Consider the following 15,382-nt stretch of genomic DNA (forward strand, 5'->3'; position numbering starts at 1 on the left):
GTGGCTGCTCTTCGCCTCCTCGCCGTCCTCCTCCGTCTCCTCCGCCTGCTCGTCCTCCTCCTCGTCGTCGGGCACCTCCGCGGTGCTGAGCAGCACGGGGCTGCAGCCCCGCCCACCGCTCGTCCCCCGTTCCCGTCACGGCAGCGGCGGGCCGCACTCCGGGACGTTCGGCAGCCGGTTGTCCGGCGAGCTGATGTAGATGTTGGAGATGTAGCCCCCGTACTGGGGCAGATAGGCCCACCACTCGTTGGTGTAGGGCGGCACACTGACCACCTCGCCCCGGGTCTGGCAGCCCACCAGGACCTCGACACCGGCGGGGAGCTGCGTCATCGAGTCACCGTCCGTGGCCGGGCCCTTGCGGACGTTCACGAACTCGCCCTAGGTGCCGAACCAGGTACCGGCGGGCCGCTTCGCCCCCGGCACGTTCAGTGAGCGGGTCAGCCGGCCGACATCGGTGTACGCCTTGCCGTACGAGGTGCCGACCGGGTGCAGCGTCAGCACGGCCACGATCGCCCGGTCGTCCGCGCCGACCGTGCCGGTGGTGTGCAGTGCGGGGCGGGTGAGGTCCACGGCCGCGGCGGCGCGGGGAGCCGGGGCGGCGCGGGGAGCCGGGGCGGCGCGGGGAGCCGGGGCGGCCGACTTCGCCGGCGTTCCCGAGGACGGGGTCTGAGAGCCGCACGTGCCCTTCGCGTACTCCCCGGACCAGCCCTGCTTCACCGCCCAGGGCCGGTCGAACGACCCGGCGATGCCGAAGTGCTGGTCGAAGTGGTCGGTGGAGGAGCAGCGAGTGGAGCGGCGCAGGTTGTCCATGATGAAGTCACGGACGGGGGCGGGTGCCTTGTCCAGGATGTACCGGTAGATCGGGGCCGAAAGAGCGGTGTAGCCCCAGAAGTCCGCGTACTGGGCGGGCGGCGGCGCCGTGTCCCGCAGACCGAGCGAGGGCTGGGCGATCATCCGGTTGATGATCGCCGGGCCGCCGTACGTCGACCAGTAGTGGTTCGCGGCGGCGTCGTCGCTGCCGCGCAGCATCGCCTCCAGCCGGGCGCGGTCGGCCGGGGGGACCGCGTAGTCCGGCCCGCGGTTCCACAGGAAGTCCAGGGCCAGCAGGAGCTTGACGACCGAGGCGGACCGGAACTGCGCGCTCTCGTTGACCTGTTCGGTGAACGTGCCGGTCTGCCGGTCGAAGACGGCCACGCCGGCCGTGACACCGGGCGGGATCTGGACGGCCGCGGAGGTCTGGAAGGTCCCGGCGGTCCCGGCCGCCTTGCCCGTCCGGGGTTGTGCCGTCGCACCGCTCGTGAGTGCCGCAACCGTGACGACGGCCGCGAGCGTGGCGGCGCCGCGCAGGAGCATGCGCATGGTTGCCCTTCCTGGATCGCCCGGGTTGCCCTACGGGACCTTGGCCCGCGGCGCCACGATAGGAGTCCGGGCGGGGCGGCGGTCCTGACGGATGTCAGGGCCCCGGCGGAGCGGGGCGACCTGCGGATTCGACCCTGATAAGTGTCAGGTGTCGGCGGTGCGGTGACGCCCCGTACGGTCACGACCAGTGCGCGCCGGCCGGACGGTCGCCGCGCACCACCGGATCAACCGACCACACGCGAAAGAGGGCTCATGAGCCGCCGATCACTCAGGACACTGCTGGCCGCGGGGGGCGCCGCCGCGGTGATGGCGCTCCTTCCGGCCTCCGCCCAGGCCCAGCCGTTCTCGGGCGGCGACTACGGGCTCTACGGGCAAGAGGGGCAGTACCCCACCACCACGTTCTGCGCGGGTACGTTCCGGCAGATCGGGCCCACCCAGAACTTCGAGGGCATGGCCCTGAAGTACTTCTACTCCGACAAGTGCGGCTCGTTCGCCCGGATCGAGAACTCCCGGCCGGGCTGCGCGGCCGTACTGCAGCGCTCCGACAACGGCGCGGGCCGGGTCGACGGCTGGGTCTCCGAGACCGTCGACTCCGGCATCAACTACGCCTACACGCAGATGGGCAACAACCTCAACGGCCGCGTCTCGCGCGCCCTGCTCGCGTGCGACGGCCACGACCTGGTGAACACCGCCTGGTTCTGAGCCGCAGCACACGCACCGTGGCGGGCCACCGGGAAGCCGGTGGCCCGCCACAGGCGTGTGGAGGGAACGAGGTGTCAGCAGTCCGGGACTCCGGCGATCTTCTCGCCGCCCCGGATGTACAGGTTGTTCACCCAGGCTATGTCGCTTCCCGAGAACTCCATGACGGCGGTCCACCAGTTGTTGGTGCCGACGGCCGGGTCGCTCACGGTCTGGCCCTGCTTCTGGCACAAGGCGTCTCCCCACCAGTGCGAACGGACCGCGAGCCGCGGCGAGTCGGTGGTCGGCTGCGAGCGCAGGTTGACGTCGGTGGCCCAGATGTAGACGTCGGTGAGGTTCGGGTCGCCGCTGTTGGCCACGGCGGCCGGGGTTGCGTGGGCCGTGGTGGCGAGGCCGCCGACGGCGAGAGCGGTCACCGCGAGGCCCAGGGCCGTACGGCTGATCAGTCGCTTCATGTGTATGTCCCCCGAAGGACGAAGGTGAGTGCGGTCTGGCCGGAAGCGATCGTGTTCCGGGTCCGCAGCGCCCGAGACGGGCTGTCTGCCGACGTCCAGAACTGTAGGGAGACCTGGAACCACACGGTCCTGACAATTGTCAGGATCAGCCGCGGCCATCGGGGCACGTCAGCTGGCCGACGGACCTCGAACACCACCGAAAAACGCTCGACGACATCCATGACCCCTGGCTACGGTCCACCGCGCGGCATCGTGCGCCGGTCATCGGCGTCTCTGTCTTCCCCCCGACACCTCAAGTTCCTGCGGGAGGCCGGTCTCCTCGGTTGTGGCCAGGGGCAGTGGAAGGGCAGTCCCTGAAATGGGTGCCCCCATCCACGGCCTGCAACCTGATCCCACTGCCCTTGCCGCCGTAGGTGTGCCCGTCCGTATTCCTTCCACGCTCCGGTGCGGTCCCGCAGGTGGTTCTCCCGGTCGGCGGAGGCGGGGGTGGCGGCGATGACGCGCACACCGCGTCATTCCGAAGGAATGCGAAACTCGAATTCGGGACGGTCCCACGGCACGGCGGGCGGGTTCGCGAGCGCGGTCCCGGTCCGCACCGCACCAACACGGTGGTAGAAGTCCGCGGCGGGAACATGCGACACGACCTTGAGGCGGTCGAGCCCGGCAGCACGAGCCTCGGACTGCATGTGTTCGACGAGCAGTCGTCCAATACCCTGTCCTTGCGCCTCGTCGGCAACGAACAGCAGGTCGAGCTCCGGCGGAGCGAGCACGAGTGAGTAGAACCCGAGGACCCGACCTCCATGCTCGTCGGCGCCGACGGCCACAAAGGCGCGGTGGGCCTCGATGTAATCAGGGCCGACCCGGTAGCCCGCGACTGCGGCTGCGTACTTGCCCTCATAGGCGCCTGAGCCACGCACGAGCCGCGTGAGCCGTTTGGCATCCCGCGCGACGGCCCTCCGTATCGTGATCGGCCGACTGACCGGGGAAGTACGTGAACTCATCGGGAGAGTATTTCTCACCGGGGAGTGCCCTCCTACAGCGGGTCGACCACTCGGGCAGGCACTCCCGCACCGCTCCGTGGAATCACTCGCCCGGACCCCGATGCAACTGCCTGCGGAGCTTGAATATCCGGAACACGATTATGACGCCCAGGGGGCGGCCTCGCCGACGCCGCGGCAGCCGATCTGGGAGCCGCCCGCGACAAGGTCCTCGTCTCCTGGGTGCGTACCGCGGCGACGCAGCGCCAGATATGGGATCACCCAGCTGGGCACGGACCCGCAGTGGGACCCGGACAAGGACTCCCACCGGCAGGTGTGTTTCTCCCTGGCCTCCGAGGAGCGCCAGATCGAGATACTCCGCACGTCGACGGCGCCCGGCGTCTCACGCCGCCACCTGGGATCCGACCCGGACTTCTTCGACACAACGCCCCAGGACTGGACGGACAACGGCCCTGAGGCCGCCAACTACCAGTGGCTGCGCACCAACAGGAATCCGCCGCGCACTTCGGTGTACGACTCGCTCGGCCTCCAGCGCGCCAGGGTCCGCGACATGGCACTGCGCGCCGACGCCCTTCGGCCTGCCGACCTGGCCGCCCGGCAGCTCACCCTCGACGCACGCGACGACAAGCCTCTCGCGATCGAAGCCGCGGTCAGGAGGCGGTCGATGAACTGGTCGCGTCCTTGGGTATCAGCTGCGGCTCGTGGACGCGCAGGGGTGCTCACCGGGCATGAGGACGCGCACGGCGGCCGGCCGCGAACCGGAAGCCCGGGCTGCGCAGGCGCAGGATGAGACCCACGCGCAGCAGACAGGACTTGCAACTGCCCTACGGGCCGAACACCGCGGTGAAGCGGCGGGACCAGGTAAGCGCGACCACGCGGTCGGTGAGCCCGTGACGGCCGAAGAACAGCTCGGCATCGCCCGGCTCGAAACGAGCCAGCCCCCGGTACGGGGGCACCGCGTTCTCGTCCTAGGTGCGCGGCTCTGCCGCGGCCTGGGCGGCCGACTCACGCCAACGAGCCTCCCACTCCTCCGGATCGCCGCCGCCGGCACGGACGTAGGCGGGGACGACCGGCAGGGTGGGCTGCCGCTCACCGCTGGCCCCTGCGACAGGGTGCTCACCCCCTGCCCGGTGCACTGCGCCCTCACCCGGTAGGTCGGACTCCCAGCCTCCGCACGGAGTGTGCGCAACTCGGCAGCGAACCGCGGCACCGGCCCGGTGCTGGGATCAAGCGGACTCTCCGGACGCCCCGCCATCGACAACTCACCCCTCTGGCCGTCGCTTCCCCCGTGGACGCGGCGCGAGGCCGGACAACGTACGCAACCTTCCGGCGGGGGGAGGGCAACCCGAAGCCACCTCCTTGGCCAACGCCCCAAGGCCATGCCCATGGCCTGCAACGAGGCCATTGTTCAGGGTGGCAAAACCGGCTGCCCATTCAATTCCCGGCCCGCTGAACTCGATGACGTGACGGCAACGAGCACTGACCGCGCTCTCATCCGAGGCTCGTCCGGTGACTCTCGCACGGCATCGATAAAGGAGACGAAGTGCGCACAATCAAGTCCATCGGGGTGGCCGCTCTTGCATTGGCGGCGGGCACGACCTTGGTCTTCACCGGCCCTGCCGACGCGGCCGGCCGGGTGTGGGACGGCAAGGATCCCATCTACTCCGGTTGCGCCGACACCGGACGCCTCGTCCACAAGAAGACCGACAAGTACTACAGCTCGCGCTACCACCTGCATGTGTCGGTCACCGCGTCGCTGTGGTACAGCCGCGGCTGCCGCACCGTGTGGGCCATGGTCGACGCCAACGTCCCGACGGACAAATGGAATGGCGAGGGGTGCAACATCTGGCGCAACAGCGACATGAAGCACTACACCTGCAAGCGCCATACCGGCACCATCGAGATGCTCTCGCCCATGCTCAACGACAAGAACACCACCGGCTTCGCCACCGCCTGGTCCTACGTCGGCAACGACCCCCACGAGATGTTCGCCCGCACCGGCTCGTACTGAGGGGTGAGATCCGGGCGGTCCGGTGCCGCCGCGGCCCGGCAGAGGCTCGGCGGGGAAGCCTGATTCTTTCGCGGCAGCCTTTATAGGCGCCGTTCCGCTCTGTGTTCCGCGCCGCATCCAGGACGCCCGGTACACCGAGGTATCCGTGGGCCTGCGGTTTCCACCGCCACCCGCACAGCAACACCTCGCCAACCAGGCTGGACGGATCGGCGCGGAACCGACCGCGAACCACCACCTCGCTCGCCGGCGAAGCCGAGGCAGACAACCGGTCGTGGCCCGCGCAGGACTGGACAGCCCCGTGGAACTGTCCCGACCCGGCACGTCCTGCCAGTCAGTCCAGATCGCAGGAGAAGGGAATCAGATCATGCAGGTACACAAGCGCCTCGCAATCGCTGCGACGGCGATCACCATGGCGGGCGGTCTGGCTGCGGCCGTCCCCGCTCAGGCAGACCCGCCCGCCCCCGCAGCAGCCCCTCGAGCCCAGGCGGCTGAAAACGCGCTGCGCTTCCCCGGCACCTACCGGTGGCTTCCGGAGCACTTCAGCGGCCCGTGCATCACCGCCCACGGTGGCGTGCGCAAGGGAGCGAAGGTGGACCAGTACCGCTGCGTCGGGGCGCAGAACCAGAAGTGGTACGTCGAAGCGCTCGACATCTACAACGCGTACCGGATCCACCCGGCGCAAAACATGGGCCTGTGCGTGGACATCCCCGGCAACTACCGCAAGGGCACCCAGCTCATCCTGTGGAACTGCAACGGCCGCACGAACCAGAGCTTTCTCTTCAACTGCAGCTCACAGCAGCGCCATTGCCAGATCTGGCCGTATGCAGGCAACCACCATGACAAGTGCCTGGCTGTGAAGGGCGGAAAGACAGCCAACAACACCCCTCTGATCTTGTGGCGGTGCAACGGCGCCCGGGACCAGAAGTTCACTCTCCGCTGACCGGCGTTGTCGTGGCCCGGGGAACTGGCCGGCGCGAGGGGACCGACCAGCGCTCCAGACCATGAACGGCTGCCGGACGAGGGACGCAAGGCGACTCGCGTCTGGACTTCGTGCAGGCGGTGAGCAACGAGTGCCGCCGGGCGGGCGGTCACCGGCCGACCCCGCCCGGTATCGCCCGAAAGCCACATGCCTGCACAGCGGGACCGACCACCCACGTTCACATACGAAAGGATCATGTCACGTGAACCCGAGCAAGCACCCTGAGGTGGTACTGGAATTCGAGGAGTACGTCCGCACCCGGCAGGACGGTCTGCTGCGCAGCGCCCGCCGCTTGGTCGGCGACCCGCTCGACGCCCAGGACCTCCTGCAGATCGCGCTGTTACGCATGTACCGCCACTGGGAGCACATCGCCGACAAACGACTCGCCGACGCCTACCTGCGCCGCGTCATGATCAACACACGCACCGAGTGGTGGCGGGCACGGAAACTGGAAGAAGTTCCGACCGCACACCTACCCGAAGGGTCCGTCAACGACTCCAGCGGCCAACAGGCCGACAGGGCCCTGCTTACGGACGTCCTGAAGGGTCTTGTCCCCAAACAGCGCAGCGTGGTCCTGCTCCGGTACTACGAGCAGATGACCACGGACGAGACCGCCGCCACGCTCAACATGGCCCCCGGCACGGTCAAGAGCACACTGCACCGCGCGCTCACCCGACTCCGCCAGGAGATCGCGCGCCGCGACCCTGACGCCGCCTCGACTGCTGCCGCGTCGTGCAGTTCGCCGACTGGAAGGAACGCGTCACGTTCTTCGCGAGGCTCGGCCCGCCTGACACCGTCTCCTTGATGACCGTGAAGTGGCGTGCCGTGCCGGAGATCGAGGGCAGCGCCTTCGGCGCCGTCCAGGTCGCGAAGGTGTCGTAGCCGTCGCTGCAGTAGTAGTTGCCCTCGCGGTAGCCGCCCCAGCCGGCCCAGTCGCCGGTCTTGGTGATCGTGTAGGGGCCGGTGAGGCTCGATGCCGCGCCGTACTCGATGTACTTGGCCGTCTCGTTCTTCGTGAATGCGTGGCAGGTCGAGCCGGGTGGCGGAGCCGCTCGCCGGTACCGCGGCCGAAGCCGTGCCGAGCAGGCCGGGCAGTTCGCTAGTGCGAGCGCCGAGGCGGGCAGGGCGGCCAGCACGCGCAGGAGCGCGCGGCGGGACGGGGTGGGGGGCGAGTGCTCACGTGCGGCTCCTTGGTCCAACCGAAAACCATCACGTCCGGTATATCGAACATAGTTCGGCAAGTCGGCCAGAAGGTAAAGGTGAGACCTGTGTGCGTCAATGGATTGAGCGGGACTGGATGGCAGCTGCGTGACGGTTGCGTTCCCGTCTCCGCGCTCATCGAATTGCCGTCGAGGGAAGGGATGTTCGAGATTCCGTACCGCTTCGACCCGCTGGACGTTACCGTTCAGTAGACAATGTCGTCCCGGAGAGGTGTCCCGTATGACGCTCGACCGTGCCGCAGGTCTGGCGGAGTCCGCCCGAGCTCTCGCCGACGGGGAAGCCACCTCCCGGGCACTCGTCGAGCAGGCGCTCGCGCGGATCGAGGCGACACAGCCCACCCTCAACGCCTTCCGGATCGTGCGAGCCGAGGCCGCCCTCGCCGAGGCCGACGCGGCGGACGGGCAGCTGGCCGCCGGGGTGCGGAAACCGCTGCTCGGCGTGCCCGTCGCCGTCAAGGACGACATGGACGTGGCCGGCGAGCCGACCGCCTTCGGCTGCGACGGGGAGTTCCCACCGGTCGCCGAGGACGGCGAGGCCGTACGGCGGTTGCGCGCGGCCGGGGCCGTCGTCGTCGGCAAGACCAACACCTGCGAGTTCGGGCAGTGGCCCTTCACCGAGGGGCCCGCCTTCGGCGCGACTCGCAATCCATGGCATCCGGAGCACACGCCCGGCGGCTCGTCCGGCGGGTCGGCCGCCGCCGTCGCCGCCGGTCTTGTGCCCGCCGCGCTCGGCTCCGACGGCGCCGGATCCGTGCGCATCCCCGCCTCCTGGACCCATCTCGTCGGCATCAAACCGCAGCGCGGCCGCATCTCGACCTGGCCGCGTGGCGAGTCGTTCCAGGGCATCACCGTCAACGGCACCCTTGCCCGTACGGTCGCGGACGCCGCCCTGCTCCTCGACGCCGCGAGCGGCAACCACGCGCGCGATCCGCACCAACCGGCGGCCATCAACGCCTCGGAGGCGGTGGGCCGCGAGCCCGGGCGGCTGCGCATCGCGCTCTCCCTCAAGCCTCCGTTCACCGCCGTGCCCGCGCGCCTGCAACCCGAGGTCCGCGCCCGGGTGCTCCAACTCGCCGAGCAGATCAGCGCGTTGGGGCATGTCGTGGAGGAGGCCGACCCGCCCTACGGGCAGATCGGACTCACCTTCGTTCCCCGCGCCACCGTCGGCATCGCCGAGCGCGTGGCCGAGGCTCCCTTCCCCGCACTCCTCGACCGGCGCACCCGCGACGCCGCCCGGCTCGGCCGGCTGCTGGGCGGAGTGCCGCTCCGGGCGGCGCGGCGGGCGGAAGCGGTGCTGCACCGTCGTATCGGCGGCTTCTTCGAGTCGTACGACGTCGTCCTCGCGCCCACCACCGCCGCTCCCCCGCCGCGCATCGGCGCGATGCTGCAGCTGAGCGGTTTCGCCACCGACCGCGCGATGATCGCCGCCTGCCCGTATGCCTGGCCGTGGAACGTGCTGGGCTGGCCCGGGATCAACGTGCCCGCAGGGTTCGTGAGCGGCGGGCTGCCCGTCGGGGCGCAACTGCTCGGGCCGGCCGGCAGCGAGCCGTTGCTGATCTCGTTCGCCGCGCAGGTGGAGGCGGAGCTGCGCTGGCACGAGGCGTGGCCGCCGCAGCGGGCCGTCACGGACTCCCCGGCGGCGTAGGCGGGTTCGGCCCGTACCCTGTGACCATGGACGATGCGTCGATGGTCGGGCTCATGGGGCGGGTCACCGGTACGGTCGGGCCCGGGCTCGTCGGCGAGGTGATCGTCCGGGTGCGGGGCGGCGCCGAGCACTTCCTCGCGTACGCCGCCTCCGGGACCGACCGGATCGAGCGGGGCACGGTCGTGATGGTCGTCGAGTACCTGCCGCCCAGGACCGTCTACGTCACCGCCGCGTACGACAGTTGAGCGTGCTCCGCCCCAGGTGAGAGCCTTGGCAAGGGGCGGGCGTCAAGAAAACGACAAGGATTCGTCGGCGTCTTCACTCCGGCCTCGCACAGGAGCACACTCCCTTCGTTCGGTGCCGAAAGGGCACCATGCAAAGGGGGCGTATGCCGATGATCGTCGGCGTCGTTGCGGGAGTGGTGGTTGCCTCCATTCTCGTTCTGATCGGTCTGTTCAAGCTCATGTGGCGCGTCGCCGAGCCCAACGAGGCGCTCGTCATCTCCGGCTCGAAGCACAAGACGGAGGGGCTCGGGGAGGGCATGGGCTTCCGCATCGTCACCGGCCGCGGCACGCTGGTGCTGCCCGGTGTGCAGGCGGTGCGCAAGCTCTCGCTCGACCTGAACGAGACCGAACTGCATGTGGACTGCGTGACCCACCAGGGCATTCCGCTCAAGGTGCGCGGCGTGGTCATCTTCAAGGTGGGCGACGACTACGTCTCGATCGCGAACGCGTCCCGCCGCTTCCTCGACCAGCAGAAGCTGATGGCGGAGCGGGTGCACAACGTGTTCGCCGGTCATCTGCGGTCCATCGTCGGCGGGTTGACCGTCGAGGACATGATCCGCGACCGGGAGAAGCTCACCGCGCAGACCCGGGCCGCCTGCGGCACGGAGATGGAGAAGCTGGGGCTCATCGTGGACTCCCTGCAGATCCATGAGATCGAGGACCCGACCGGGTACATCCAGAACCTGGCCGCACCGCACGCCTCCGCCGTCCAGCGGGACGCGCGGATCGCGCAGGCGGAGTCGAACCGGCTGGCCACCGAGGCCGAGCAGCAGTCGTTCGCGCGGATGGCGGAGGCGACCCGGGACAGCGAGATCCTGCAAGCCGGCTACCAGGCCGAGCGGGACAAGGCGGCCGCACAGGCGCGGCAGGCGGGTCCGCTCGCCGATGCCGCGGCCCGGCAGGAGGTCGTCGTGCAGGAGACCCGGGTCGCCGAACTCGAGGCGCACCGGCGGGAGCAGCAGCTCCAGGCGGACGTCCGCAAGCCCGCGGACGCCAAGGCCTACGAGAAGCGCACGCTGGCCGAGGCCGAGCGCGACGCGCGGATCTCGGCGGCGCAGGCCAAGGCGAAGGAGACCGAGCTGGCGGCCGCCGCCGAGGCGACCCGGGTCAAGACGGCCGCGAGCGCGGAGGCCGAGGCGACCAAGGCACGGGGCGCCGCGGCCGCCACGGCGACCAGGGCCACCGGTGAGGCCGAGGCGGCCGCCGCGCAGGCCAAGGGTCTGGCGGATGCCGAGGCGACCAAGGCCAAGGGTCTCGCCGAGGCGGAGGCCATCAAGGCGCGGGCCGCGGCCCTCGCCGAGAACCAGGAGGCGGTCGTCGCCCAGCAACTCGCCGAGAACTGGCCGGAGATCGTCAAGGCGGGTGCGTCCGCCTTCGGCAGCGTCGACAACATGGTGGTGCTCAACGGCGCGGACGGCATGGCCGACATGCTCGCCAAGGCGCTCACCATGGGCGGCACGGGTCTCGGCCTGGCCCGCCAGCTGCTGGCCTCGATGAACCAGAACGGGCAGACCCCGAAGGAGACTTCGCCGTCTCTGAACGGGATAGCGGCACCGCCGTCGCAGAAGGTGCCGGTGGAGAAGGAGGGATAGCCGGACGGTTTACGGCGCCTGGGGTCCTCGGTCCGTTCCGAGGACCCCAGGCCCGTTTGTACCCCCGGTGCGCTTCGAGCGCCCTCTTGCCCGGTCCGCTGTCACGCGGAGAGCATCGGCCCTGTGCCCGGTCACCTGTGCAACTGGAGGAGGACACTTCGATGTTCGAGTCTCTGAAGAACCTCAAGGACAAGGCGGAAGACGTCGCCGAGGCGCATGGCGAGGCCATCGGCGAGGGGTTGGAGAAGGCGGGCGATCTCGTCGACGACAAGACGGACGGCAAGTACAGCGACCAGATCGACACCGGCGTGGAGAAGGCCAAGGACGTGGTCCAGCGCCTGGGCGAACAGGCCTCGGACGACTCCGGGTGACCGGTCCTCTAGGGTGCCTGCGTGACTGCGTTTACCGATGAGAACGTCCCGGGCCGCTTCGGCCCCACCGCCACCACCGAGGCCGACCCCCGCCAGGTCGGCAGGGTGCGCACCGAGTACTCCCCCGCGCACGACGGCGACCCCGACCCCGGCGAGATCGTGTGGACCTGGGTGCCCTTCGAGGAGAACGACGGCCGCGGCAAGGACCGCCCGGTGCTGGTGGTCGCCCGCGAGAGCGCCGGCACCCTGCTCGCCGTGCAGCTGTCCAGCAAGCGGCACGACGGCGACCGGGAGTGGGTGGCGATCGGCAGCGGCCCCTGGGACCGGACCGGCCGCGACTCCTGGGTAGACGTGGACCGGGTGCTGCGGCTGCACGAGGACGGCATGCGCCGGGAGGCCTGCGCTCTGGACCGCGGGCGGTTCAACCTGGTGCGGCAGCGGCTGGCGGAGCGCTACGGCTGGAGCTGAAGGCACGGGCCCCGGCGCGACCGGCCGGGGCCTCGCGCGCAGGTCACGCCGGTTCGGGCTGCGGTTCCAGTTGCCGTGCGGGAGCGACCGTCGGCTCCCACGCTCTGGTGGTCCGTACATAGCCGTAGATCACTGAAATCAGCGCCAGCAGGAGCAGCGGCCCGAACACCCACGGGTGCCTGGCCATTTCCATCGGCAGATAGCGATACGACACCAGCAGTGCGGCGAAGACCGCTGCGCCGTACGCGACCAGCTGGATGCCCGAGCGTTCCCAGCCGCGGGCGTGCGCGCGCAGGGCTGCCTCGATGGTGAGCGTGAACACGGCGCCGGCGATGAGGTCCGCGCCGTAGTGGTAGCCGAATCCCAGCGTTGCGCTGAGCGTCGCGATCAGCCAGAACGTGCCGGCGAAGCGCAGCACGCGTGGGCCCTTGCGGGAATGGATGAAGATCGCGGTGGCCCACGCCGTGTGCAGGCTGGGCATGCAGTTGCGGGGGGTGAACGCGTCGAACGGCATCGGGTGCGGGGTGTTGAGCGACGGCAGCGTGTGCGGCCATATGTCGGCCACCGCCCAGTTCACGGTGGGCGGTGTTACCACCCCCATGTCGGGGCTCGGCCAGTGGTCGGTGCCGGCGCCGTACGCGAAGATCGGTCCGACCACCGGGAAGAGCATGTAGATGGCAGGGCCGAGCAGGCCGATCATCAGAAACGTGCGCACCAGATGGTGGCTCGGGAAGCGGCGCTCGGCGGCCACGTTGCGCAGTTGGTACAGCGTCACGGCGACGGCGGCCACCGCGAGCTGGCCGTAGACGAAGTCGAGCAGATGGAAGCCGACCGGGCCGGTGGCCTTGACGACCTGGCCCACCAGCCACGACGGATTGCCCAGCGCGTGATCGGCGGTCGCCACGTACTGGTCGAGCACCATCGGGCGCGTCTTCGACGTGATGAGCAGCCAGGTGTCACCGGTCTTGCGGCCGGCCACCAACAGCAGGGCGAGGCCGACGCCCTTCAGCAGCAGGACACGTTCCCGGCCGGTGCGGCGCGTGACCGCGATGACCGCGCAGCCCAGAATCACCCACAATGCGCCGTTCCCGAACGGATGATGGCCGTCGGTCACCTTGACGTCGCACGCCCACCGCACCAGTACGAAGACGATGTCGATGCCTATCGCGGTACCGGCCGCGACGAACCGCTCCCGCCGGGTGAGCACCACCATCATCAAACCCATGCTGGCGTACAGGAGGAAACCCGATTTCGGGGGCAGCACCACCTCTTGCACCTGGGTCGTGAGCGGCCCCGGCAGGCCGTAGTGGCGCGCGGCGACCTCCAGCGCGAGGAGGAATCCGAGCACCACTACACCCGCCGCGGTCCACAGCAGCGTCCGCGGCCGCCACCAGGTGGCGAAGGAAAGACCGGATCTTATTCGCGGAAACACCCGCGATTCTCTGGGTATCAATTGGCTGGCCGATTTTTCAGATGTTGGTTAGTCAAGTCGCTTCTAGTGCTGGATGGCATGGTTTTTCGGGTATAGGGCGGACTGGGGCGGCGATCGTCATGGGCTCGAACATGCTATCGGGGCGGTGCAAGTGGGTTTCGCTGGTCACGGGCAGTCTCGCGATGCCCGCACCGACTGAGAAGACCCGTTCGGGCCGAACAGGGTTCACTCACCGGGCAGTCAACAGACCGATCCCCAGGGCGATCAGCGCCGCGACCTTGGCGGCTTCGAGGGCGACGTAGTACAGGTGGTCGCGCGAGCGGGGCAGGTCCTCGCCCGCCAGGACCCGGTCCGACCTGCGGTTGAGGCGCGGGCGCACGACGAGCAGTTGCGCGAGGAGCAGGACCGCCGCGGCGGCGACCGGCCCCACGACCCGGCTGGGCGGATCGCCCGTCGCGACGGCGGCCACGACCACGACGGCGAGCACGGCCTCGACAAGGTTCAGCGCCCGGAAGACCAGCCGCCCGATCCCCAGCCCGATGGGGACGGTCACGCCCGGCGCGCGGAATTTGAGCGGTGCCTCCAGGAAGGAGATCGCCAGCACCATGCCGAGCCAGACGAAAGCGACCGCGACCGCCACCGCCCTCCACGTGGGGTACATCAGGCATGCCTTTCCGCTGTCCGCTGCGGTGCGGGCGCCAGGTGGGCCAGGCACGCATCGGGTTCGGCGAACGGTTCCAGAGCGGTCGCGGTCAGCGGGGCGCGCAGCTCGGCCAATGCGCCCTGCATCAGGGCCAGGTGGAGCGGGCAGACCAACTGGCCGTACTCCTCGGCGAGTTCGAGGAAGGGGCAGTGCCGCAGCCGGATCCGTGACGGCACCGTGCCGCCTTCCGGATCCGGGGCGAAGCCGAGGCCGTCCAGCAGGTCGACGAGCCGGCCCGCCGACTCCTCGGGAGTGGGCCGCCGGGACGGGGGTGGCGGCTCGACCAAGGAACGGCCCCATGCGCGGCCGGCCTCCATCGCCATGGACGGCGCGTCGGAGCCCGTGGCGGCAACCTGGCTGAGCAGCATCCGCGCCAGCAGCCGATAGCTGCGGGTTCCGCCACGGTCCATGCCGGGCCTCGGCGCGTAGACGGTGCGCGGTCGCCCGCGCCCGGAGGGCTCCAGTACCTGCCGCTCGACGAGGCCCTCGCCGGTCAGCGCCTCCAGGTGGAAGCGGACGGTGTTGGGGTGGACTCCGATGCGCTCGGCCGCCTCCGCGACACCGAGCGGAGCCGTGGCCGTGCGCAGCACGTCGAGGACCTCGCGACGGCGTGGGCTTCTGTGCGCCCCGGGCATGCCCCCCTCACCACCCTTCTCCCACCTGCAGCCATTTTCTCCAAATGATACTTGTAATAATTAGTGGGCGAGCGGCAGGGCCGGTGAGCGCGGACAGATGGAGGGGAGCCGATGAGCAAGGGCGAGGGGCGGGCCGGCCGGGACGCGGAGGCGGCGATGCCTCGCATCCTGTGCAACACCGACGCCTTGGCCGCCAGTGCTTCGAGCGATACGGCGGTGCTGTGGAAACTCGCCGAGAGCGGACGCCAACTCGACGCCAATGTGGTCCGGCTGACTCCGGGCCGCCATGTCGCCCCGCACGCGGAGCCCGACCTGGATGTACTGGTGCTCGTCGTCGCCGGTGACGGCGTCCTCGGCGCCGGGCCGGGCGACGAGATGCAGTCCCTGACCACGGGCAGCCTCCTCTGGCTCCCCCACGGCTCCACCCGCAGCATCACCGCGGGAGACGACGGACTTGCCTACCTGACGGTCCACCGGCGCCGTGCGGGCCTGCAGATCGGCCAGGCTCGCTGAGACCGCACCGGGCACGGA

At 69.9% G+C, this 15,382-nt stretch carries 17 protein-coding genes and 2 pseudogenes; 11 read left to right on the forward strand and 8 right to left on the reverse strand.

Features of this window, described 5'->3' with window-relative positions; all coding sequences use genetic code 11:
• Nucleotides 1–135: 135 nt before the first annotated feature.
• Nucleotides 136–1,359 (reverse strand): annotated as a pseudogene (locus tag ACWDAG_RS33500) (hypothetical protein).
• 252 nt (nt 1,360–1,611) lie between these two features.
• On the opposite strand from ACWDAG_RS33500, the gene ACWDAG_RS33505 reads away from it, so the two are divergent.
• Nucleotides 1,612–2,061, forward strand: a complete 450-nt coding sequence (locus ACWDAG_RS33505) for a hypothetical protein (protein WP_450699312.1) — start codon at nt 1,612–1,614, stop codon at nt 2,059–2,061.
• A gap of 74 nt (nt 2,062–2,135) precedes the next feature.
• Here ACWDAG_RS33505 and ACWDAG_RS33510 read toward each other — a convergent pair whose 3' ends face one another.
• Both ACWDAG_RS33510 and ACWDAG_RS33515 read right to left on the reverse strand, forming a co-directional pair.
• Nucleotides 2,136–2,513: a peptidase M23 gene (locus ACWDAG_RS33510; RefSeq protein ID WP_450699313.1), complete on the reverse strand. Its 378-nt coding sequence runs from the start codon at nt 2,511–2,513 to the stop codon at nt 2,136–2,138.
• A gap of 512 nt (nt 2,514–3,025) precedes the next feature.
• On the reverse strand, nt 3,026–3,514 hold the full coding sequence (locus ACWDAG_RS33515) for a GNAT family N-acetyltransferase (protein WP_450699314.1): 489 nt from the start codon (nt 3,512–3,514) through the stop codon (nt 3,026–3,028).
• A gap of 310 nt (nt 3,515–3,824) precedes the next feature.
• On the opposite strand from ACWDAG_RS33515, the gene ACWDAG_RS33520 reads away from it, so the two are divergent.
• On the forward strand, nt 3,825–4,301 hold the full coding sequence (locus tag ACWDAG_RS33520; RefSeq protein WP_450699315.1) for a hypothetical protein: 477 nt from the start codon (nt 3,825–3,827) through the stop codon (nt 4,299–4,301).
• Between the two features lie 34 nt (nt 4,302–4,335).
• Here ACWDAG_RS33520 and ACWDAG_RS33525 read toward each other — a convergent pair whose 3' ends face one another.
• Entirely contained in the window at nt 4,336–4,467 is a 132-nt protein-coding gene (locus tag ACWDAG_RS33525; RefSeq protein WP_450699316.1) for an nSTAND1 domain-containing NTPase, read from the reverse strand.
• A gap of 587 nt (nt 4,468–5,054) precedes the next feature.
• Between ACWDAG_RS33525 and ACWDAG_RS33530 the strand changes: the two genes are divergently transcribed.
• The 3 genes from ACWDAG_RS33530 (at nt 5,055) to ACWDAG_RS33540 (ending at nt 7,306) form a co-directional block, all read left to right on the forward strand.
• The gene (locus ACWDAG_RS33530; RefSeq protein ID WP_450699317.1) at nt 5,055–5,522 is read left to right on the forward strand and encodes a DUF2690 domain-containing protein; all 468 of its coding nucleotides are present in this window, start codon (nt 5,055–5,057) and stop codon (nt 5,520–5,522) included.
• 298 nt (nt 5,523–5,820) lie between these two features.
• Nucleotides 5,821–6,462 (forward strand): RICIN domain-containing protein, encoded by a 642-nt coding sequence (locus tag ACWDAG_RS33535; RefSeq protein WP_450699318.1) that lies wholly within the window; start codon nt 5,821–5,823, stop codon nt 6,460–6,462.
• A 241-nt stretch (nt 6,463–6,703) separates the two neighbouring features.
• Nucleotides 6,704–7,306 (forward strand): SigE family RNA polymerase sigma factor, encoded by a 603-nt coding sequence (locus ACWDAG_RS33540; RefSeq protein WP_450699319.1) that lies wholly within the window; start codon nt 6,704–6,706, stop codon nt 7,304–7,306.
• Here ACWDAG_RS33540 and ACWDAG_RS33545 read toward each other — a convergent pair.
• Nucleotides 7,227–7,538 (reverse strand): annotated as a pseudogene (locus tag ACWDAG_RS33545) (glycoside hydrolase family 43 protein); the annotation flags it as partial. The gene ACWDAG_RS33540 and the pseudogene ACWDAG_RS33545 sit on opposite strands and share 80 nt — an antisense overlap.
• Nucleotides 7,539–7,941: 403 nt before the next feature.
• Here ACWDAG_RS33545 and ACWDAG_RS33550 point away from each other — a divergent pair.
• The 5 genes from ACWDAG_RS33550 to ACWDAG_RS33570 all read left to right on the forward strand — a co-directional run bounded on the left by ACWDAG_RS33550 (nt 7,942) and on the right by ACWDAG_RS33570 (nt 12,081).
• Nucleotides 7,942–9,366, forward strand: a complete 1,425-nt coding sequence (locus tag ACWDAG_RS33550) for an amidase (RefSeq protein WP_450699320.1) — start codon at nt 7,942–7,944, stop codon at nt 9,364–9,366.
• A 26-nt stretch (nt 9,367–9,392) separates the two neighbouring features.
• Nucleotides 9,393–9,611, forward strand: a complete 219-nt coding sequence (locus ACWDAG_RS33555; RefSeq protein WP_384207927.1) for a hypothetical protein — start codon at nt 9,393–9,395, stop codon at nt 9,609–9,611.
• A 143-nt stretch (nt 9,612–9,754) separates the two neighbouring features.
• A complete protein-coding gene (locus tag ACWDAG_RS33560) occupies nt 9,755–11,242 on the forward strand; it encodes a flotillin family protein (protein WP_450699321.1) in 1,488 nt (495 codons plus the stop codon).
• A gap of 161 nt (nt 11,243–11,403) precedes the next feature.
• The gene (locus ACWDAG_RS33565) at nt 11,404–11,613 is read left to right on the forward strand and encodes an antitoxin (RefSeq protein WP_450699322.1); all 210 of its coding nucleotides are present in this window, start codon (nt 11,404–11,406) and stop codon (nt 11,611–11,613) included.
• A 21-nt stretch (nt 11,614–11,634) separates the two neighbouring features.
• Complete coding sequence (locus ACWDAG_RS33570) at nt 11,635–12,081, forward strand: type II toxin-antitoxin system PemK/MazF family toxin (RefSeq protein WP_450699323.1); 447 nt, start codon at nt 11,635–11,637, stop codon at nt 12,079–12,081.
• A 43-nt stretch (nt 12,082–12,124) separates the two neighbouring features.
• Here the strand turns inward: ACWDAG_RS33570 and ACWDAG_RS33575 are convergent, their stop codons facing one another.
• The 3 genes from ACWDAG_RS33575 to ACWDAG_RS33585 form a co-directional block, all read right to left on the reverse strand.
• Nucleotides 12,125–13,456, reverse strand: coding sequence for a phosphatase PAP2 family protein (locus ACWDAG_RS33575; RefSeq protein WP_450699433.1), 1,332 nt, complete (start codon nt 13,454–13,456; stop codon nt 12,125–12,127).
• Between the two features lie 286 nt (nt 13,457–13,742).
• Complete coding sequence (locus tag ACWDAG_RS33580; RefSeq protein ID WP_450699324.1) at nt 13,743–14,174, reverse strand: hypothetical protein; 432 nt, start codon at nt 14,172–14,174, stop codon at nt 13,743–13,745.
• Nucleotides 14,174–14,851: a helix-turn-helix transcriptional regulator gene (locus ACWDAG_RS33585; protein WP_450699325.1), complete on the reverse strand. Its 678-nt coding sequence runs from the start codon at nt 14,849–14,851 to the stop codon at nt 14,174–14,176. Before ACWDAG_RS33585 ends, ACWDAG_RS33580 begins: the two co-directional genes overlap by 1 nt.
• 111 nt (nt 14,852–14,962) lie before the next feature.
• Between ACWDAG_RS33585 and ACWDAG_RS33590 the strand changes: the two genes are divergently transcribed.
• A complete protein-coding gene (locus tag ACWDAG_RS33590) occupies nt 14,963–15,364 on the forward strand; it encodes a hypothetical protein (RefSeq protein WP_450699326.1) in 402 nt (133 codons plus the stop codon).
• Nucleotides 15,365–15,382 lie beyond the last annotated feature (18 nt).

The organism is Streptomyces sp. NPDC001157, from assembly GCF_053598255.1.